This is a genomic window from Dryocola boscaweniae (assembly GCF_025215095.1).
GTDB classification, from domain to species: Bacteria; Pseudomonadota; Gammaproteobacteria; order Enterobacterales; family Enterobacteriaceae; genus Dryocola; species Dryocola boscaweniae.
In genome coordinates this window covers 52053-73502 of sequence record NZ_JALHAP010000079.1, presented here as the reverse complement: position 1 = coordinate 73502, position 21450 = coordinate 52053, and the positions used below count along the sequence as shown (strand labels likewise).

Here is a 21450-nt window from a genome sequence, read left to right as displayed (position 1 = left end):
CCTGACTCACCTGTTATTTCATCTTTTCTGGACCTTTTTCATAAGGCGACCAGGCATTATCACTCCAGCCCAGTAACACCTTATCCCCGGGTAAAAAGTGAACATGTAAATCATTCTCTCCCCACTTTCGTTCAGGCAAAGGCATTACAACACGGCGAGTTTCCTTGCGAAGCCCTGCATCATACTGAGCACGGGTTGTGCTTAGCATCCAGATAACCTCGGCAGTTTTCCCGCTAATACTGCCACAGCAGGTTGTTTTACCTGCTCCCTTCCCATACGGGTTGTTTTTGTTATATGCCGAGGCATTCGCACCCGCCACGCCATTGACGCTAAACCCCAAAATGGGGCGGTCAATTTCACTGTGAATGATTAACGTGACGCCACCCGTCGGCGGCCCCCAGATTGATGCCCAGATTAGCCAGCCACCGTATGCCAGAACCACTGCCAATAAACTGCCCCAGATCCATTTACCCCAGTGGGCATAGCCGCGATTGACGGCGTTATCAACTTTGTCGTAAGACTTAAAAAATCCCATTTTTATTTCCCTGATCGAAGCAAACACCATTAACTGTTCAGATTTTCAGTACTGTGTTTCCGCAAGATTTACCAATACCTCTGCCAGCGACCGTGTCCTATTCAGCACCTTTGGTAATGCAGCCTTCAGCGCATCTGATTCCAGCTCCTGCCGCCCACCATTAAGATAATACAGCGCGTACACTTTCTGATCCGCAGGGGATAACGAGCCCGACTCTTTACTTTTATTCAGTGCCTTTATCACCATCAAACGCTGTGCACAGGGTGGAAATGCCTTGCTGGCTGGCATTTTCTGCCATTCATTCAATACACTGGTAACCTCTGGCTTATCCGTAATCTGCTGCCAGGCGGCTTTATCAAGCCTGATAATATGATTAGTCGGTATTTCTACTTCAGAGGGCATGATGGCAAGTGACTGCCAATGCATTTCTCCAGGGAACCACCACTGAGTGATGCCATTGAACAGAAAGGCATGCCAGTCACAGTCAGCACACTGCGCCAGTACACCCATAACATGGCTGGCATAAAAGCGTGTCAGCTCAGTTGAGCCATCCGGCTGGCGGGTGGCTGGCGTTACTGAACAGTTGCAGGCGAATGGCCTGATTGAGGGCGTGTTCATGGTGAATGCGGGCATAAAAGGCTCCGCTTTCGGTTTCCGGCTCAGAGGTGGTGTCTTTCCCCGCTGCACGGTATGGCCCCGCGTAGCGATAATGTTCACCGGTGGTTGCCGCCGCATTCCGGACGCTTACCTGCACATCCATCGGCGTGCTGGCCGGGCATTAGCAGTTATGAATATGGGCGGATTACAGTTGTACCTGATGATCGAGATAGCTTTGTTGTTTCATATGGCGAATTAAAACGCGTCCTTCCGGCATAAACTCAGTGCCGTACCGCACCAGGCCCACGTCTGTGAGTTCGGCATAGATGGCATACCGCAGTTCGCCGGGGACGTGCTGATCGAGCAGTACCACCTCAATGGATTTCAGGCGCGGCTCATACTTCAGCAGAACCGTTGACAACGTGGCCATCAGTTTATGTGCCGTGCCCGGAAGCCCCTGCAGAATGGTGGTCATGTCCGGCAGGCCATAGTCCGGTAAATGTGCCAGAGTCCCGGCGCGGCAGTTAAGGATCCGTTGCATATTACCCAGCACCGAAAGGATGACCTGATTCTCTTCACTAACCTGCTGAAGGTCGAGATCACCGGCAAAATTACCGTAAAGCATCTCGCATAATGAGGGCGAATTGCGCGGCATGATCAATTCCCCTCATCAGGAGTCACAGCAAACACGCTGCCGCCATCATCCTTGCCAATAAGACTCCACTCCGCCGGGATGCATATTTCAGGTGCATACATATCACGCTGATATTTCGTGGCCTCAGGCATCAACGTGCCTGCCTGAACATCAATAAACTGCTGATGCCCTCCGGTAATCGTTGCCCAGCGTCCTGAGTGCGGGCAGCGTTCCCCGCTTGAGCAGGTAATACGCTTACCCGGTGCATCCTCCAGAAAATACTCCGACTCATCCGGAATAATACCGTCACAGTAGCGCGTATCTTCCCAGACTAAACGCCAGTGAACATCGCGGTAGCGAATAGGATCATCGGTGATAAGCATTTCCGTGTCACTTTCCATCAATACATCGTAATAAATCTGCCGGGGGGCATTCATACCGCGAATAAAATAGTTGTAGGCCCCGAGGTTTTTAAAACCACTGATGCCGTCTTTAACCACCAGAAATTTATGATTGTACTGAATTTTAACCGGTTCCCAGATGCCGTCACAGGGTACCGGGTCATCGGTTTTAATAATAATATCGCTGCGTTCAGGAACGGGGGGAAGATTTTTGGGGAATACCGGGTAGGCAAACAAGGTTAAATTATAAATATAATTTTTAGGCTCCAATAAATACTCTGCATCAAAAATATTACACACGTTATTGTGCGGCGGATAAAGCAAATTATCGCCCACAAACTCTGCCGCAACACGCCACTGATTAATTATTTCTATTTCCGGAGGATAAGGTTCCCGTTGCCCGCCTCGCTCGTCATGGCAGGGCCAATAAAAGTACTTCTCGATCAGGCTAACCGGCCGAAAAAGCTGGTCAAATTCACCGGTTTTAATTTGCCACACCTGCCGGTTACCCAGCGCCAGTTCAGGTAACCCTTCATCATAAAGACGCAGGGCATCGTATGCCCAGATAATCGCCTTCGGATGAAAACCTTTCGTTATCTCCTCCGGCCAGGTTTTCAGCGACTCTTCAAATTTTTGAGTAAAACACGCCCAGGCATCTCGTTTGCGCTGCCACAGGGTATAGCTGCTCAGACGCTGTAGTAACCAGAACAGTTTGCGCCTGACCTGCTCATCGCTCATCGGGTATTTTGTTTTTTCGATGCTCATCATGGTTCACTTCCTGTTGTTGTCTGACGCTCCACACGGGCGGCGTTAATTATCGTTCTCTCCTTCACCTTGCTGCGCAGTTCATCGTCATGCAGTTCTCGCGTATAGGTGGCATAGGGCGGGTCAATTCCCTCAGGTTTGTTGTAACCGTGCACGCCTTCCACATCTTTCCAGCCAGAAGGATAAAACTCAGCTTTTACCCCGTTAATCTCTAAGCTGGCAGGCTGCCCGGTGGCCTTGACCTGCTCACCGATGCGATTAAGCTCTGTTTTCAGCATTTCATCCAGATTAATTATCACCTGCTCGCCACCGCCCTGCAGATATTGCTTGGGAATATCGCTACCAAATTGTTCAGCAATTTTTCCATGCCAGGCATTAGTGCCCGGCATCCGCATGGCAAGGTCTTCCGGCAGATGCAGCACCACAAGAAAACCGTTGCCGTTCCACTCATCCAGTACCGCCGAGAGCTGCCGCCACTCTTCCGCGTTACCAGGCACTTTCTGATAGCCCCAAAATCCTCCCGCAGCCCAGGAACCGCCGGGCTTTGTTGCCAGCGCAGTCTCGTTGCCGAAAGCGCGAAAAATCGTACTACCCGCCATTTCTCTGGCGCTTTTGGCGGTGATCTCACTGCTGAAAGAGGCTATGTTTATGAAAATTTTCTCTTTTCCAAAGGCTGGGCTTTTTTCTTTATATCCCAATAAGTCCGGGTAGCCTTTTTTTGAATATTTACGCCGCAGTATAGTTTCGTGCTGCTTCTCCGCATGAAGACTCGGATAACGCGTTCCCTGCTTTGGCGCATCCCGCAGCGGACGTTCGATAAGATACGCCTCAGCCTCGCGCCTCACTTGAGTACGCCCTGCCCCGGTCGCCACCGTATGGATTTCGCCCTTATATACCAGCGCCTGTAGCACCCGCAGTTTCGCATCCAGCTCTTTCAGCGCCTGTGGGATCATTTTCGACGCCAGTGGCTGCAGCGCCGCGAAGCCATCCCGTACCCGGATTAAATCCGCCTGCCATCTCTCCGGCAGCATTCGTCCCACCCGGGCTTTCAATATCTGATTAATTGCCGTGATCATGGTGTGGCAAAAATCACTCATTTTCCCTATAAGCTGCGCCTGATACTCAACAACATTCAGTTTGTTCAGCCATTTCACCGCATCTCCCTCGCCGACACGGTTCAGAAACTTAATCACGTCTCCGAGCGTTTCCACATTCTCTGCCGCTTTTGTTGTCACACGCAGGGCCAGACGTCCGACACCTTTTATCACGCCGCCAATTACCGGGATCAGGGCAAACAGTAAAATCACGAGAAACAGCCATTCCGTCACGCTTTCCCGCTTCTTCGGCTCTTTTGCAAGACCAATAGAGACCGCAATCAGATCGCGCACCGCCGTCACATCCCCCACCAGCGGAACCATACCAATCGCTGCATCGACAAGGATCTGCCCGATGGTCTGCTTCTCATTAAACGCGCCCTGGAGCGTTCCCCAGATCCACTGCCCGGTTTCCAGGCTGGTTTCCTTAAACCACGCAACGCCCGGCATGCTCATTCAACACCTCCGCAGTGTTTCGCTATCAGTACGTCAATATCGGATTCAGTCACTGACGAACCAACAAATTGCTGATTATCGGTTTTATTTTTTCGTAAATAATTCCGTGCATCCGGCCCCAACTCCACCGTCAATGGGCCATCCGGCACATCATCAAGATGCAGGTACCCGGCTCCGTCCAGATTACCGGTACGCACAGAGCCGTCCGCCAGTGTCGCCGTAAACGGGGCTCCCACCACAGGCGCATCGTCGTGATAGAGGTACTGCATCGCCGCATTGTTTCTGTCTTTCAGCGGGTCAGCCAGCCACGGCACGTCCGGGGTCTGTGACGCACCACCTTCCGTATCCAGCCGACGGGCCTTGCGGGTGTAGGTACCTGCAGTCTCGTACTTAATTTGCCCCTGCTCGATGAGCAACGAGCTCCCGCCGCCAACCAGCCGTATTCGCTTCTTACCAGCCAGCAGCATCTCTTTGGCGGAGATGAGGGTCAGTTTCTGCTCGGCACTCAGGTGCATCACCCCGTTCTGGGCCTGAAACTGCACCGGCCCCTGAGCCGAAATCAGGCTCAGCTTGCCGTGCTGGGCAAACATTCCCACGCTGTCGCCAGCCAGTCCGGTGATATGTCCTCCGGCACCCACGCTGATGTCACCACCCGCATTCAGGGCGACATTCTTCACCGCAGCCAGTTGCAGGTGCTGACCGCTGGTAAAGGCCATCCCTTCCGGGGCGGTGAAGTGAATCATCTCATTGAGGGTTTTCAGGCGGGTGCTGAACATCGCCTGCTGGCTGGCGATATCGGCTTCCAGGGCTTTCGCCTGGCGGGTGGCTCTGGCCAGTCCCTCGATTTGTGCGCGAACGGCCTCAATCTCCTGGAGTGCCACATCCATATCCAGCACATCGCCTTCGCCATGCACTTTGCCATCGGCGGTGACCAGCAGCCCTTTCGCCACACGAATAACCCCGTACTCATCGGTGCGCAACTCAAAGCCGGTGCCCCGGGGTTCATTCTCCGTGTCCACGATGTGGCCCTGGTTCAGCGCTGTGGCACCAGACGGCGTGTTAAGCGCGATATGCTCCGCCTGCCGCTGGTCTTCCATCCGCAGTTCGTTACGCCCTGCGGTGCGCAGAATGTTCTGGCTGCGGTTGTCCCGGGTGACCACGTCAGGATGCTCAGAGTCATGGAACGCATGGGCGATGTACGGCCGGTCCGGGTCGCCGCCGTCAAAGGCAATGCCCACCTCCGTGCCGTCGATGAGCGGCGTATGCCAGCCATACGTTTCCCCGGCATACGGTTTTGCCTGGCGTACCCACAGGTAGTTGTAGCCCTGCTCAGCATCCTCACGGCTGAAGTCCAGCTTCACCCGGTATCGCCCCTGTTCATCCAGATGGGCATACGGCGCGTTCTTCTCGTCGCTCTCGACGCGGGCGGTCAGCGTACCGGCGATAAGTGGACGTGGCGCAGGCTCGGGTCTGAAACAGAACTGCTCGCTGTAAGGCATGCCCCACACGGAAACGTGCAAACGGGTATCACGGGCCGCCTGAAAGGTGGCAAGCGTGATGACCATGCCCTCTTTGAGCTCCGGCACGTCACTGTCACCGGTCTCCAGCATCATGCCCGGCGTCAGGTGACTGGCGTTACTGAACAGTTGCAGGCGAATGGCCTGATTGAGGGCGTGTTCATGGTGAATGCGGGCATAAAAGGCTCCGCTTTCGGTTTCCGGCTCAGAGGTGGTGTCATCCCCCGCTTCGCGGTACGAGGCCGCGTAGCGGTAATGTTCGCCGGTGGTGGCCGCCTCGTTTCTGACGCTGACCTTTGTATCCATCGGCGTGCTGGCCGTGCGGTAGTTATAATCCCGGGTGGCGACGCTGCCGGTGACAGTGTTGTGCCAGACCCGCGCGTCCCACGCGGCCTCGACCGCGCCGTCATACAGCGCAGAAGGTTCCCGGTACGGAAGCTGCACATGAAACTGATACTGCTGCTGGCTGTCGGCGAAGGTCACCGTATCCAGCCCGGTGGTGGTGTTCACCCCGGTGCGAAACCAGATACCGTCTTCTGCCAGGATGCGCTGAATAAACTGAAGGTCCGTCTCCCGCCACTGGGTGATAAGCTCACGTACCGGATAGGTCCGTTCCAGTCGGAACTCAAAATCGGCCCCTTCAAATCCATGCACCCGCAGAACCTGCTCCACCAGTTCCGGTACGGAGACATTCTGGTGCACCGCACAGCGGCGGGTGTGGGACAGAAGCTCAAGACGGGAAGAGAGCGTGACCGCAAAATGCGTCTGGTCAGCGGTCTCCTTCAGGTACCTAAACCCGGTAATGATGCCCTGCACCACACGCCCGGAGCGCATCGACAGGGTGGCGTATTTGAGCATCACATCCTGACGGGTGATACCCTGCTGCGCCGTGGTGAACTCAATATCCCACCGGAACGGCGCGTTCAGCGCCTCGCGTCCACGGAAGTTCAGTACATCCGGTTTCAGGCGGCTGTCATTAATCTCAAGCGTGTAGCGGGCCTGCCCGTCAAACAGGGCCGGCCAGTTATCCAGCGTTGTATCCATTACCTTACTCCTTCACCGGGACCAGGGTCAGTCCGGTGCTGTTGAGCTGGATGGTGCGCGGCTTGTCCGGGTCGAGGTCATCAAGGCTCAGCACCAGCTTCCAGGTGTTGTTATGGATATCCGGGCGGTTGAACAGCCCCACCACCGCCACGAATTTTGCGTCTTCATCCATCGGCATATTGAGGGCGACGCTGCCTTTGGGCATCACCAGCAGCGACTTGCTGGCCACGATGTCTTCTTTCAGGGTGTTGTCCGCATCGCGCAGCAGTTTCTGGTAGTCGGCGGCGTCCACCTTCTGGCGGTCTTTAAGCTGGTAGACCTGCACCATAGTGGCAAGGGGCGTCTGGCCTTCATCGGCATTGGCGGCGGCGCGCGGTTCGAAATCCAGATGCAGCACCTTTATTTTTTTGTAGAAAATGGCTTTGGTCATGCTGACAGTGCCGTCCGACACCGACTGGGTCAGGCCACAGCCGGTCAGTAGAGCAGTGAGCAGCATCAGGGAAGCGCAACGTTGCAGGGAAGCGAATGTCATTCAGAGATCCTTTTCAGACTTCACAACAGGAGTGTTTAGGGTCAGGTAGTGGAACATCAGTCAAACCGGTAGCCACCGGACTGTGCCGGAGGAAGCGCGCTGCAGGTCAGCCCTTCATACGTTCCCATGCTGACCGTCAGGTGGGTGCGTTTCGCAGACTTATCGCGTTTCAGGCCGAGCACACCGGTTCGCCCGAGCTGCACCCGACCGGTTTTACCCAGCCGCGGCTCTGGCAGGCAGGCAACGGGTACCGTGAGACGCACCCTGACATCAGAGCGGTAACCCATATACACCCGCAACAACACCATCAGGTCGGTATGCATCTGACCGCCCGGCAGCCAGCCTTCAGCTTCTTCGGGGTTGTCTGTCGCGAGCATCAGCAGAATACGGCTGCAGGCCTCTTTTCCGGTTTTACCGAGGGTGGCACGCTGTGACAGCGACACCCGGTTGCCCTTGCCGAGTCCGCTGCGGTTTGTCACCGGCACGGTGACCGGATCCGAACTGATAATGGTGGCCCGGGTCTCCAGGGCCAGCAGGCTCACCAGTTGGCGTATCCCTTCGGCATTGCGGGTCGGCAGGCGCATGGTGCCAAGCAGGGCCAGAAAGCGGGAAACCGGTGTAGCCACCTGCTCCGCGGTGCCCGGAATACCAAGGCCAATCAGCCCCAGCAGGCACCGGGAGATATCATCTGTGCCGCCGGGTTCGAAAGTGGCCGGATACGCATACTTGCGCCAGATACGGTAGTACTGGGTCAGAATGCGGTGACTGAAGATATCAAGGAACGCGGAGGTGGCCTCATAGCCTTCCCGTCGCTGGGCAATATCATCCAGCAACGCCGTTGGCAGTGGCGAATCCACACCGTACATCCCGAGAAATGTGGTACGTACCGTCGCTGGCAGGTCCGGATTATCGTCGTCGGTTTCAACGACCTTAAGCTCACTGACCGGGAAGCCCATTCCCGGCCACGGACGAAAGCGCACCGGGTCATTGCTGAGTTTATCGGTACTGCCCAGCGGTGGTGCATCCGGGTTTTCCTGCTCAAGCATCTGGCAGAAACGGTAGAAATTCACCCGCCAGATGTCGTTGCGAAGCGCCTCTGTCAGCCCGGAATGTGCTGGCTGTGATTCTCTTTCCATCGCAGTCGTTTCCCTGTCGGTTGCAGTACCAGCGTCAGCTGATTGAAGAGGTGCACGTCGGCATAGAGTGCAAAGAAGCGGTGCAGCATTTCGCCAAACAGGGTGACATCCCCTTCGCCGGCAAAATTATCGGCATTCAGGGTGATTTCGATATCGACCCCGCGCAGCATAAAGCCCCGTTCAAAGCGGCGGATAAGCGTGTGCTTCACCGCCACAATGGCGTCCAGACGGCGGCGGTTCATCTCATCATCTGTCCAGTCATACAGCGCCAGCGTCCCGCGCAGCACCTCCGGGTTATCCATCATGCTCAAAAAGCTGGAACCCAGATGGCTCATGACCCGCCAGTGGAAGCGGTCATTGGCCGGCGGATAAAGCGGGAGCGTCGGGACCTTCAGGTTCATCACCCTGACCGGCACCTTGCCTGCTTTCACTACCCGGTCAAGCAGCGTGCTTTCAAGCGATCGACGCGGCAACTGACCGTTCGTGCCAGTGATGCGGATAGAGAGTGATTCCGGGATTTGTGACAACTGCTCCTGCTCGAAAGACTTCCCGCCAAGGATTAACCAGGTGTCATACAGGCCCGAAGGACCGCGCTTCACGCGGGTGTGGAAGTAACGCTCCGGTGCGTCAAAGCGCATCATGCCGCCACGGTGACGAAAACTGGTGAACGGCACATACGGGTGTTTGCCATTTTTCACCGCCCCGTGGATATCGTCCACGCTGTAGATTTCGGTATGGCCGTCCTGGACGCGCATCGGGCGCAGCAGGTATTCGTTCTGCAGCGGGTCCGGCGTCAGCGGATCGGCTTCCAGCGGGAACAGGTTAATCACCGGCGCGCAGTGCAGGCGGAAGTTTTCGGTCTCAAACGGCAGGTCCGACGGCCAGCCACTGTCCAGCACGATATCGGTTTCAAACCAGTTATTTTTCGCACTGAGGCTGGTCAGCTCCAGGCCCCGGAGCTCCACGAACATGAATTTCTGACGAAAGCTGAAGTACTCCAGCAGAAGCTGATAGCCGCTGAACGCAGAGTCTCCCTTTGGCCACAGGCGATCAGTATCGTCAAAACCCATCGGTTTACACCAGCCGTCGAAGCGTACACGCTCAGTGCGGGTCTCACTGTGGCGGGCATACATGGCGTGAACCCGTCGGGTCAGCGCCAGATGCAGCGCCGAGGCCACCGGACTGTCGGCATCGAGATAAATTGCCACCTTATCAATCCCGGCCTTCGACCAGTCCACTTTGTCAGGGCATTCGAAACGCAAACGAATGGCGGCACGCCCATCCGGTTCGGTCTGCAGGCGGGCGTCCGTCAGGTGCAGCGGCTGCAGCGGCACCTCACGGGTGGTGCGGTACTGGCACACCGTGTTATCCGGCCCGACCGGGCGGGAAAGTACGGAAAAGCCCTCTTCCAGCACTTCCATTTTGCGCAACTGACGCCAGTCCGGTGTGAAGGACACCACGGAAAGTGACGGAATAGTGCGCATGTAATGCGGCCACAACAGGCTGACCAGCCCTTCGGTCAGCTCCGGCAGGTCATCATCCAGTTTTTCACGCAAACGGCCCATCAGGAAGGCAAAGCCCTCGAACAAACGCTCTACATACGGGTCACGCGCCCCGGTTTTGTCCAGATTGAGCATCGCCGCCCGGTCCGGGTGGGCGCGGGCAAATTCTTTACCGGCTTCGCGCAGATAGCGCATCTCAGCTTCATAATAACGCAGGGTTAAATCATCCATGTACGGACATCCTGAGTGGAAAAATCATCAAAAGAAAGGCGTCATCAAGAGGACGATCGTTAACTGAAAAGGGTAGCTCTGAGCGGAAACAGTGGATTTACCCGCACAGCACCATCGCACGGGCCGGATCGAGCGCAATTAGCCCTGCCAGCAGCGTATCCATTTCTGGTGTCAGACGGGCCTTGTCGCTTTCACTGCGCCCGGCTTTCAGGCGCAACAACCGGAGTCTGCGGGCCTGCACGTCAAACAGCAGCCCGGGTTCCCATTCACTGAGGGTCAGTTGCGGCGCGCTGGCGGCAAGTTCACCGAGCAGGTGCAAGGCAAGCTCGTTGCGTCCGTACTGCTCGGCCACCCGGGCCATAAGAAGACGCAGTAACCAGCGGCTGCGCGGTGAGGCCATATCCGGACGGCTCTGCAACCAGCCCAGTGCCGCCTCCGGGCCTTCGCTGTCACCCTTTACCATCGCCTCTGCTTCCAGCGCCAGGATATCATCCATCTGACCGCCGTTCGCCACCACAGGCTCATCACTGAACCCGGGCATCTCATCGTTGACCTTCTCCGCTATCCAGCCAAGCGTCACCTCATCGGCCAGCGGCGTGCCGTCATTCCAGGCAAGCGTTTCCAGTCCCGGCAGACGCCGGAGGAGCAACTTCAGGTCGCTCAGGATGTAATCGGCCCAGTACTCCCAGGGAGCACCTGCACGGCTCAGCCCCTGCCACAGATACCACTGTAAATCCAGCCAGAAGCGGTTACCGCCTTCCGTGAAAACCGAATCGACCAGTTCAATCAGTTCTGTCCAGCTCTGCTGCAGATACAGACGCTTAAGCTGAGCACGGTAGTCCGCTTTCGGGGGCAACAGTCGGGTCCGGCCGCTGGCATCGAGCGCGGGCAGTTGCGTCACCAGGTCCCAGCGAGCGGCTTTCATCATCCGGTGTGCCGACAGCCAACCCTGCGGCTGCTCCACCACCCAGCCGGACAGCACACGCAGTTGGCGTACCAGTTCCACTTCGGATTTTACGGCCGGGATGGCTGGCACGGCACTGCCTGAAGTTGATGTGGGGCTGCGTGCGTCGCCGGTACCCTCATAACGTGCGGTGGCCACCGGGGTGTCCAGCCCACCCGAACCGGCAAGTCGAGTTTCCAGAGTACGCTGTAGCCCGGCGAATGAAGGACGTTCCGCCTCCGGCAGAGTCGTCAGGGCGGTTTCCAGCAGGCACAGCACAGCCGCGGTTTTCGCAGTCTCTTCCCGCGTCACGTCCGGCCAGCGCGAAAGCGCATCCAGCATTTTCTCACTGTTCAACCATTCCAGCGCCGCCCGTCGGGCGGTGGCACGCTGCGGATGACAGTAGGAACCTACCTGATTCAGCATGGCCGCAAGCAGCAGCAGACCATCGGTGAGGCCCGTGTCGCCGTCACGCTGCAGGCGGGCAAAGGTGTACCAGGTCACCACCCGGATATCGCGGGCCTGATGGGTCAGAACCTGCTCTGCCAGGCGGCACAACTCGTCCGTATCCGTGCCGGAAAGCTTGTTGATTTCCTCGCGCATCCGCTGGAAATCATCCTCATAGGTCGGGTCATCCCCTGCACCTTGTCCGGTCGGAAGCACCATCAGCCACGGCGACCACAAGGAGAGGTTTTCCCGGGTCTGTGCAAGCAATGCTGCGCGCTGTGCCGCATCCGGGAGACACAAGGTCAGTAACGTCTCTGCCGTCGCCATTTATTTATCTCCCGCAAGTGTCAGTGTGCTGTCAGCGGCACCAACGGCAAAAATGTTCTGCGGCAGGATGAAGCCCTGCAGTCTGAGCAGCGCCAGTGGTCCGTCGCCGAGTTCGCTGCGCATAATGAATTTAAGCGGGTTACCGTCCGGAGTGATCCACACCAGTTGGGTGCGGCTACTGTCAAGTGGCGTCAACAGGGCTTTATCAAGCAGACGGATGAAACCCCAGTTCCCCTGGTTGCTTTCATACAGGCGCATTTCGGTGCTGGTTGAGCGCCAGCTCAGATCCACGCCCGGGTAATATGTATTACCCGGCCAGGTGAAGCTCTGCCAGCTCTCCATCTGGTTGAAGTAATCCAGCTTCTGGCCATCCAGTGTCAACTGGGTGCGTGCCACATCGCGCGACGGTCGTGCCATCAGTTCAAAGTGCACTCCGGCATCGCCCTGGGCAAAGACAATATCTGAAATATCGGCCAGTTTGTTGATGGCTGAGAGGAACGACGGGTTGACGGTCATCCCCTGGCTTGCGGCCGGATCCACCACCCAGTGACTGCCTTCCTGATGCAGAATGCCACCGAGGTTGGTTTTGAGGAAGCTTGCGATACGCCCGGAATCCCCACGCAGGAACTGCGCCAACAGCGGCAGCGAGGCATCACTGCCGCTGGCCTTAAACGGATAGCGTCCGGCAAAGGCGGTATTCCACTGCGACACGATGGTGCTCTGCCAGCGGGCATTGAGACTGCCGGCGGCCGGAGCCAGTACCTGACGCCAGGCCAGGTCCAGAGGCTGTACAAACAATGCCTGACCAAAGCCGTTCCACTCCTGCCCCAGACTTGCCGCCACCAGGCTGCCGTAGTCGCGGGTGTCGGTCAGGTCAATGGCTTTGCCCTGGAATACTGTCTGGGCCAGCATCTGGGCCATCGCCTGCGGATTGGGTGCGCTGGTGACCTGCTGCAGCTTGAGACGCACCTGCGTCACACGGGCGAGCCATGACTGGAAGCTGAGGTTACCGTTGTTCCCGGTCCCGTCTTTACCGACCATCAGGCTGGCCAGCGGACCAAACACGCCATCCAGCGGTCCTTTTGGCCCCCGGGCCTGTTCAATAAACTGTCTGGCGTTCTTCTGACGCCCGACCAGTTTTTTAGCCGAGTCCACCAGGGAGTCAGCCAGGGCTTCATCTTTAGCCCCGGTCTGCCCCTGCCAGGCCAGGGTGTTCATCAGCGCGACCAGGGGTGACTGACGGACATCCGCCAGCAGGTTCAACTGAGCGATGGCTTCAGAAAGCGAGGCCGCTTCGTGCCACTTGATGCTGTTAGCCATATTCAGCCAGGCATTCCCAAAATCAGTGAAATAGCGCTCAGTGAGACGCTGCTTCAGGGCCTCCGGTGAGATTTCACTGTCTGCCTGCTGTTTTTTGTCGGACAGTACCCAGTCGATTTCATCGCGACGGTTTTTCACCACCTCATCAATGGCTTCCAGGACCTGCTCCTCCCACGCCTGACGGGTAAACATGCCCGGCACCACTTCTTCTGATGAAAACAGTGAAGAGGCATCTGTATCACCAGTCATGTCGGCCAGGGTTAAATCCGGCCAGTTGCGGGCGATACGGCCGAGCATCTCCTGATACAGGCCGGATTCGGCATTACGCTGGCCAATCTGTTTGAGCAAAATCTGCCGCACCGTGCCCACCAGTTCGTGGTCAGGGGTGATTTTCCACTCCGGGTGCGCCGGTAAGTTCTGCGCATAGAACCCGAGCAGCTTCGGCGCCTGGGTCTGCCACACGCTGTCGGACACACCAGAACGTGTCGGCCAGGCTTTCAGCATGTTACCGGCCAGCCAGTCCGCATCCGCTTTGTCCGGACGCGCCAGCATCAGATAGCCTTTCAGCAGGTTGTAGGTTTTCTGAGTCGCAGAGGTTCGTGCATCGCTTGCCGGTGGCAGTTGCACAAAGGCATTAAGCTGGCGGAGAAGTTCATCCGCCAGTGCATCGCGTATCAGCGTCTGATTGTTACGGGCGTACAGTGGCCAGAGCATCTTCAGCGTGTCGCTGTCCTGGTTCAGGCCAAAGCGGGTGTACCACGGCGCACCGTGTACTTCGCGGTTCTGCAGGCGGGCAATCGTCTGTTGCAGCGCCAGCTGGTTACGCAGACGTTCGGGCAGAGGCTGTTTGGTGTCAGCGGCAACACGGGCCGTATCCTGGGCGAGCCAGATTTGGGCACGGTTAACGGACAGCGACAGCAGTGTACCCGCCCCCCAGAGCAGAACCACTCCCAGCAGCACCAGGCGCAGCACCTTTTGCCCGTGGAAGCCGATTTTACGGGCATGGACCTGCAGGCTGTCGTTTTCAAGCGCCTGCCAGACAGGCGGTGACAGGCGGACATGCGGGACTGTTGTGCTGCCCGGTAGCGCCGGGCTGAACATCACCCCACGCAGACGGTACGGTGCCGGTCCGGACATCAACATGTTCAGCAACGGAAGCAGGGACTGATGGAGTCGCCCCCGCAGGGCTTTAGACAGGTCCAGCAGCCAGTGATGTTGTGAATCTTCCAGCAGTGCCGCGACACCAGGCGTCTGCAGCCGTGAGGACAGTGTGGCAAGCGTGTCGCGGGCGTCTTCGGTCACTGCCCCCGGACCAAACAATGCCCCGGCTGGCGGTACTCCTTCGCCGTCGTTTTCCCAGACGCCTTCACGGACGAGCCACAGCCAGACCGGCAGTTGCCAGCCCAGCAACGTATCGGTCTTCTGCCGCACGCGAACCAGGGTATCCTGCTTCGCCGTATCCGGCAGTGCAGTCGCATTCATCACCTGCACCACGCCGTCCAGTGGACGTTGCGGACGCACCTCTTTCAGGACGGACAAGAACTCATCATCGGGCACGCTTTCAGGCTGACCGCCGTGAATAAGCACAATCCCGTCACTCTCCTGCCAGTGGTCACGCTTAAGACCTGGCACCACTTTTTCGATATCGCTGTCACTGCCCTGCACCAGTAACAAACGGACTTTAGCTTTCCAGCGGCGACGGTAGCGCAGACGCAGGTGATCGACCAGCACCTCAGCCACAAACCGGGAGGTGTCCGCGTCAGTATGCTTTGCTTCAGGCTGGGATGCAGCAGCCTGCTGTCCGGAGGTGATCACATCCAGCTTTCCCAGCTTCTCACCGTCTTTCGTAAATACGGTTTCAAGCACCCAACCGATAATCAGCGCCGCCAGCATCAGCAGCAGGCTGATGATCACTATGCCGGTCGTACTGAACGGCCCCATATTGAAGGTGTCCTTAACCCACACCGGCCAGAACCAGAGTGCGCCGCCAATGAGGCAGACAGATAATGCGCCCAGGAGCAGCGCAAGCAGAAAGGTGGATGCGATTTTCATAACGGAGGAGAGCAATCCCTTGAGAGTTATTCTGGGGTGACAATACAGAGTTGTCGGTTGTCTTCAGACAGTTCCGTGACAATAAGCTGAGCTTGACTGTCGTTCAGGCACTGGCGGGTTGCCAGCTGTAACGCCTGCCAGGGAGCGGCAACGCCCGCAAACCCGGCAACCGTATCAATATGAGTAATTTTATCTGCTTTAAGTCCCGGGGCATGTGCCTCCCGGGCCTTGCTGAAGATGTCGCCGGAGGCCATCTGACCACCGCTGGTCCATGCCTGCTTCAGTGCCGTTTTTTCAAGTCCTGACCACATCATGACGCGCTCAAATGCCCGGTCGAGATTGCCATCGCGGCAAATCTGCGGCCGGTGAACCCTGACCGACACGTCCGGAGTATCCTTCAGACGGCAGTTGGTGAGCAGTAACACTGAAATGGCCTCACCACTGTCTTCTGGCGGCGGCCCGTAAAGCTGAGCGCTGACCACCAGTAACGCGGCGGCACGGTCATAATGACAGTCCAGCCAGTAGTCGAGGAGTTCCAACCCCGTCAGGTCGCGGATACGCACCAGCGGATGGGTAACGCTTTTTTGCAGGAGAGACGGCAATGTCGAAAACTGTTCACCGGTATCCACCGCCAGATAGCAGGTCAGCGTCGACGGAAGCAACGCCACCAGATTCTGAACATAAGCGATGATCTCCGGGAGATAGTGTGCTTCCCGATCAGCCATCTTACCGGTTACCGCCAGCGCCCGATGACGAACCGGGTCGCCGCCATTGACGGGTTCACAGGGCATCATCAGTGGTTTTTTGGCTAACACGGCTTCATGTGTATTCAGGCTGGCAGGCCCCAACCCGTTGATCAGGGCTTCGCCGATAAGCCAGGCAAAACGTTGTCCGCGGGCGACGTCTGCCCTATACCGGGCGGCGGTCGTGGCATTTTTTTTCTCACAACGCCCACGGAGCAGCACGTAGCCAAAATAGCGCCCGACAACCAGTAAGCCCCACAACGCGACAGGCAGCCCTGTTGCCAGCCCCCAGAAAGCTGCACCTGAGCGCTCGCCCTTCCATAACAGGAATGTGACCGCAGCCCCTGCCAGCAGCATCACAATGCCCAGGAGCAGCCAGCGTTTGAAGCGTGGCCGGGGGGGCAATTTCTCCTGCTCGGGGATGCGCTCAAGTTCAACCGGCACGTTTACCCCACCAGAGCATTGGGCAGTGAGCTGATAAGTGTGCAGCCGCAGCCACACTTGTGACCATGGAACGCCACAGGAACACCCCGATCGCGGTAATTTGGGTTACCTTCAACGATAGTGGTATCGCCATGTTCCGGGCAGGAAACACGGTCACCTTTACGGGCCACGCCGAGATCACCAAAAAACATAGTTGTTGAACAGGACAGCACTTCTCCACCGTGAGTGGTTTTGTCACCGAGACGAATAATTCCTTGCATGGTACATTCCTATTTAAATCACCTTGAATCTATATTTGATGCCGCAACTCTATACATATTATTCCTTGGCTATATAGAAGCCATATTTGATTTCATGCTCTCTATTACCAGAGTTGTCGATGTATTTAGCAATGATAAATGATTCGCCATTATAACTAATATAATAAGGTTCAATCATACCTTCAATTGGCAAAATCCTTTGAGTGGTTTTGTTTTTTAAATTAGCTTTCCAAATACAAGCCAAGCCACCCTGATTATCAAAGTAGAAATCATCACTACCACCCCACGTGTAATTTCTTTCATACCCCCAATCATCTCGTTCCTCTTCAGCTTGAGGCAGGAAAACATTGACACCTAGATCGGGTCGATTCGCTGGGAAATAATACACACCCTCATCGACATTTGTTTGTCCTAAATCAGGAGAGGCAATACGCCATTTATTATCGGGTGAAATAATTTTACTAACACACAAGCTATCACCGCAATATCCTTTCCACACATGCGCATCAGATTGTTCGTTCATTTCATGCTTGATAAACTTCGGTGCTGTGATCTGACCATCAATATTATTAATTTCATATATATCTTCAGAGTCACCAGAACTAACTGCATATGTGGTAAGCGAATCACTACGCCCCTTCAAATATACATCTACATCTGAATCCCCCCTTGAATATTTTGCTAATATTGAGTTCTTACCGTCTGTGTTCTTCATAAGAAAAATACTATCATCTGTCTTGACAATGTACAATAAAACCAGATCATGCTTAACAATAAAATGGGTTAATATCTTCCAATAAAATACATCTTCAGCCAATAATGGTATTCCGAATTCTCGGTTAAGATCATATTCTTTAACTAATGGCCTTATTCTCCATTGTTTGTCACTAATAGTAAATCCATATTTATTCACCAACCCATATTTCAAGGGTTTATCCAACTCGCTAAAAACTTCAGACACTGAACTAAAAGAAGGCATATAAGTCAACTCTCTATATCTGTTGTTATATGAGTTTTCTATGCATGAAGTATTCTCACCACATTTATTTCTTTGTTCTAACCATTCGAGCTGTTGTCTTTTTAGGGTGCCAACGTTCAAACTATCATTAATTTTTGATATGTATTTTTTGTTGGCAATATCATCAATCCCGCTTAGTGATGGATTATTGCATATCGTCCGCTCAGTTACATTTAACCCTTTCATATCGCATTTAAATGCTGCTGCAAAAGTAACCGCTGGGAATATACTAAATACTCCAACTACCACCGCTAATTTTGTTAACTCCATTTCCTCTCCCAAAGTAATTGCTGGCAAACAAATGAACTATCTTTATCGCAATGATGTTTAGCGACTAAGTGTGATAGCTTATCGACACTATTCCCTTTAACAATGTATGAATACTTATATATATTAGCATGATTACGGGCCACACCGATATCACCAAAAAATATGGTCATTGAGCAGGACAATACTTCTCCACCGTGTGTGGTTTTGTCGCCGAGACGAATAATCCCTTGCATACTTCTCTCCAGGGAGTAATTTTAATTTATTATTCACTGACGTTACTTCCGAAGTAACCATGTAATTTATCATCGTCCGATATTAAACATCCAAAATCGCAACCACTCAAACCAATTAAAATTAATTATATTTATTCTTAATATATTTTTTAATAGATGCGGCATCTTTATATTTAAAATACACTTCATCACCATTAAACTCACCATCCATACCGTTTAGCGCAGGGTCTTTTGTGATCATGTCATTTATAAATAACGAGTCATTACTGTATTTATAAGCATAGACTTGATAAGTATTCCCATTGATGGACTCAGCTTGATGCAATTGGTGCCAAGAGATTAAAACAATAACGTTTTTTACATTATGAATCTTCATAAAAAACACAGTATCTATATTTGGAGTATCCCCATCCACTTCATATTTATCAACTTGCGTTTTTTTTGTTCCGGAATCGTAGTACAAACCAAGGGGAAAATCAGGGTTTGGCTCTCTCTGAAAGTAGATTGTTTTTTCGCCGTCAATTTTGAACGGTCCCTGAACTACCTCACCCTGCCCATATGAAGGCAATGAGCAGAATGCAAATAATAAGCTGCAAAGTATCTTAGAAAACATATCTTAGTCCTTGTTAATATTTAGCAGTTCTGCAACCTTGTTAAACCTAATCCGACGATCATCGTATCCGTTATGCCCACCGTTTACTTTAAATGTCACATCATAAACACTTAAGTTTTTGGCAGATACATTTAATCCTTTGCTTACCCAAAACGAAAATGCGGACTCAACACCGTATTCCACACTTGATATGACCAAATCCGGAGATGCTACAAAATCCTGACTGTCCGACGGATTTTTTTTGTTGTGCATATTTGTGAAATACCGATACCCATCTTTACCAGTCAATTGAATCATACCGCGACCACGATACTTGTATCCATCCCCAGATGCTTCATCATCATTTCCCATACGGTCCGCATAAACATAATTGGCTAAGTTCTCTGGATGATGAGCATAAGTTGATTCTTGTGTCCATAATTTATTTCTCAATCGTCCTAAATCACAGTCATCATTAGCTTTGTTATAGTTTTTAGGCCCCTTTTTACAACCAAAAATCCGCCTCATACCTTTACCGCTATAATTAAGATTTTCTTCGGTTATGACAAACCCGCTCTCATGACCAATTTGAGATAAAAAGTGAGCAATTTCTTTTTTATCTTTCATGCCATAAGCATCGGCGTATTTATTCAAATAGGGCAAAACTTCCTTACATTGTGGTTCATTTTTTCCTAAGTTTGCTGCCAAAACCATTTCTAATGTGATGAATCCACTTTCGACGGTCTTAATTGCGTCTAAAAATGTCACCGGATGCATATGCCAGACAGGCTCACCGCTGCTGAATCCCTCCACCTGACTCATCCATTCCATGTCGTCAAACCACTTTCTGACATAGCTGACACACAGCGGATCCAGCTGCTTTAAAAATATTCTCCAGCGGTGATGGCTACTGCCACCGAACCACTCACTGTCGTGCTTGACCACCATTCGTGCCGCGATATCTCTGACATCCAGCTCCGCATAATTAACCGCGTGGCGCAGCTCTGCGCCGGAAAGGTCGCCACTGTTATCACTGTCCATTTTTCGCAGCAGAGCTTTGTAGTAGTCAGAGACCTGCTTTTCCCGGATACCACGCTCAGGCCGTACCCACTCCGCCATTCTGGTGAATCCATCTTTGATCCACCCTTCATGCAGGGATTTCGTCATGTCGGACGTGGACGGCTCTTCAAATGCTTTAAAGCCCAGTTTATCCAGGTCGTACTGACAGATATCCGCATCCACATCAGCATCACTGACCCAGGCCCCGTCCCCGATATCAAACCAGCGCTTACCGCTGCTGTCCTTGAACGGATGGCATTTGTCCTGCAGCATAATTTTGTGAATATCTTTCTGCACCTGTCCTTTGGTCCGGGTGAAGGTATCGCCGGAACGGCTATAAATGAAGCTTTCCGGGTGGATATAAACGTATTTCGGGCCGCTCTTCACCTGGGCCTTATTGCTCAGAAAATCGATCATCCGGCTGTCGGTGCTGAGCACTTCAATATGTGCGAACGCACTTTTCTCCACACCATGTAAGTCGCAGGGGGCAATGTCTTCCGCCAGATAGCCCACGGCATCACCTGCTGCCACCTCAAGTCTGGTTGCTGGTTTGACGACGGTATCAAATGTGCCCTGCGTAACCGCCTGCTGCATCCAGGCCGGCAGGTGTGCCCTCTGCTCACCCACGGGGGTCACAAATTGCGAATCGAGCGACACCCAGAACGCCCCGCCGGTCATTTCGGATTTGCTGTTCAGCATCCGGGCAAGCCCAAACGTCTGCGTCAGTCCCTTCAGGTCGAAGGTGATCTCACGCAGCACAATGACGCAGTCGCCCGCTTTCAGTTTATCCTTCGCAACCGGTGCCTTATCTCCGTCTTTTTCTTTGCCGGTGTATTCACGCCGACTCAGCCCGTCACCCTTGTCAGTAACCTGATACAGCTTGTGCTCCGGAAAAGCAGACAGCGGAGCAAGCCCGATATACAGCGAGTAAAAATCGAGGCTGTTGTCCTTTTTTTCGGGATCGGGGGTACAGATCGATTTGACCAGCACAAACGTACTGGAATACTGCAGCGGGTTATTGATGTATTTACCGGTCAGATAGTCCTGATTAATGCGCCAGGCCACCACTTCGCCGCCCGCCATAAACTGAAGCGGCACCGCCGTGTCTGCCATCTCGTCTGTCAGCAAGGAACCAGGAGCGCTCTTACCGGTGATGTGGATCCCGCCGTGCCACATGTTGTTTGTTCCGGCCAGCCAGGAGCCGTGTGGCTCCTGACAGAGCGGCTGCATCATGTCATCCACAGTGGCGTACTGCTCGCCATTGGCTTTTCGGGCAGGAAAACAGATTTTCATTCCGG

The 21450-nt window shown here is 54.2% G+C and carries 17 protein-coding genes and 1 pseudogene; all 18 read right to left on the bottom strand.

Features of this window, described 5'->3' with window-relative positions; translation table 11 throughout:
* Positions 1-13 precede the first annotated feature (13 nt).
* Positions 14-535 (bottom strand): DUF3304 domain-containing protein, encoded by a 522-nt coding sequence (locus tag MUA00_RS12840; protein ID WP_271123439.1) that lies wholly within the window; start codon positions 533-535, stop codon positions 14-16.
* Between the two features lie 45 nt (positions 536-580).
* Entirely contained in the window at positions 581-1045 is a 465-nt protein-coding gene (locus MUA00_RS12835) for a hypothetical protein (protein WP_271123438.1), read from the bottom strand.
* Between the two features lie 40 nt (positions 1046-1085).
* Positions 1086-1307: pseudogene (locus MUA00_RS12830) on the bottom strand (type VI secretion system tip protein VgrG); the annotation flags it as partial.
* 30 nt (positions 1308-1337) lie between these two features.
* The gene (gene tssE / locus MUA00_RS12825) at positions 1338-1787 is read right to left on the bottom strand and encodes a type VI secretion system baseplate subunit TssE (protein WP_271123436.1); all 450 of its coding nucleotides are present in this window, start codon (positions 1785-1787) and stop codon (positions 1338-1340) included.
* 2 nt (positions 1788-1789) lie between these two features.
* Complete coding sequence (locus MUA00_RS12820; protein ID WP_271123435.1) at positions 1790-2935, bottom strand: Imm72 family immunity protein; 1146 nt, start codon at positions 2933-2935, stop codon at positions 1790-1792.
* The gene (locus MUA00_RS12815; protein WP_271123434.1) at positions 2932-4482 is read right to left on the bottom strand and encodes a hypothetical protein; all 1551 of its coding nucleotides are present in this window, start codon (positions 4480-4482) and stop codon (positions 2932-2934) included. Before MUA00_RS12815 ends, MUA00_RS12820 begins: the two co-directional genes overlap by 4 nt.
* Positions 4479-7043: a type VI secretion system Vgr family protein gene (locus tag MUA00_RS12810; RefSeq protein ID WP_271123433.1), complete on the bottom strand. Its 2565-nt coding sequence runs from the start codon at positions 7041-7043 to the stop codon at positions 4479-4481. The genes MUA00_RS12815 and MUA00_RS12810 overlap by 4 nt, the downstream gene beginning before the upstream one ends.
* Before the next feature lie 4 nt (positions 7044-7047).
* Complete coding sequence (gene tssJ / locus MUA00_RS12805; RefSeq protein WP_271123432.1) at positions 7048-7575, bottom strand: type VI secretion system lipoprotein TssJ; 528 nt, start codon at positions 7573-7575, stop codon at positions 7048-7050.
* A gap of 56 nt (positions 7576-7631) precedes the next feature.
* Positions 7632-8711: a type VI secretion system baseplate subunit TssG gene (tssG, locus tag MUA00_RS12800; RefSeq protein ID WP_271123431.1), complete on the bottom strand. Its 1080-nt coding sequence runs from the start codon at positions 8709-8711 to the stop codon at positions 7632-7634.
* Entirely contained in the window at positions 8675-10444 is a 1770-nt protein-coding gene (gene tssF, locus MUA00_RS12795; protein WP_271123430.1) for a type VI secretion system baseplate subunit TssF, read from the bottom strand. Before tssF ends, tssG begins: the two co-directional genes overlap by 37 nt.
* A 97-nt stretch (positions 10445-10541) precedes the next feature.
* The gene (gene tssA / locus MUA00_RS12790; protein WP_271123429.1) at positions 10542-12161 is read right to left on the bottom strand and encodes a type VI secretion system protein TssA; all 1620 of its coding nucleotides are present in this window, start codon (positions 12159-12161) and stop codon (positions 10542-10544) included.
* Positions 12162-15533 carry an ImcF-related family protein gene (locus tag MUA00_RS12785; protein ID WP_271123428.1) on the bottom strand — a complete coding sequence of 1124 codons (3372 nt, stop codon included), beginning with the start codon at positions 15531-15533 and terminating at the stop codon, positions 12162-12164.
* 26 nt (positions 15534-15559) lie between these two features.
* A complete protein-coding gene (locus MUA00_RS12780) occupies positions 15560-16720 on the bottom strand; it encodes a hypothetical protein (RefSeq protein ID WP_271123427.1) in 1161 nt (386 codons plus the stop codon).
* A 2-nt stretch (positions 16721-16722) separates the two neighbouring features.
* Complete coding sequence (locus tag MUA00_RS12775; protein WP_271123426.1) at positions 16723-16980, bottom strand: PAAR domain-containing protein; 258 nt, start codon at positions 16978-16980, stop codon at positions 16723-16725.
* Between the two features lie 58 nt (positions 16981-17038).
* Positions 17039-18268, bottom strand: coding sequence for a lysozyme inhibitor LprI family protein (locus MUA00_RS12770; protein ID WP_271123425.1), 1230 nt, complete (start codon positions 18266-18268; stop codon positions 17039-17041).
* A complete protein-coding gene (locus MUA00_RS12765; RefSeq protein ID WP_271123424.1) occupies positions 18259-18501 on the bottom strand; it encodes a PAAR domain-containing protein in 243 nt (80 codons plus the stop codon). Before MUA00_RS12765 ends, MUA00_RS12770 begins: the two co-directional genes overlap by 10 nt.
* A gap of 121 nt (positions 18502-18622) precedes the next feature.
* Positions 18623-19114 carry a hypothetical protein gene (locus tag MUA00_RS12760; protein WP_271123423.1) on the bottom strand — a complete coding sequence of 164 codons (492 nt, stop codon included), beginning with the start codon at positions 19112-19114 and terminating at the stop codon, positions 18623-18625.
* 3 nt (positions 19115-19117) lie between these two features.
* On the bottom strand, positions 19118-21445 hold the full coding sequence (locus tag MUA00_RS12755; RefSeq protein ID WP_271123422.1) for a glycoside hydrolase family 19 protein: 2328 nt from the start codon (positions 21443-21445) through the stop codon (positions 19118-19120).
* Positions 21446-21450 lie beyond the last annotated feature (5 nt).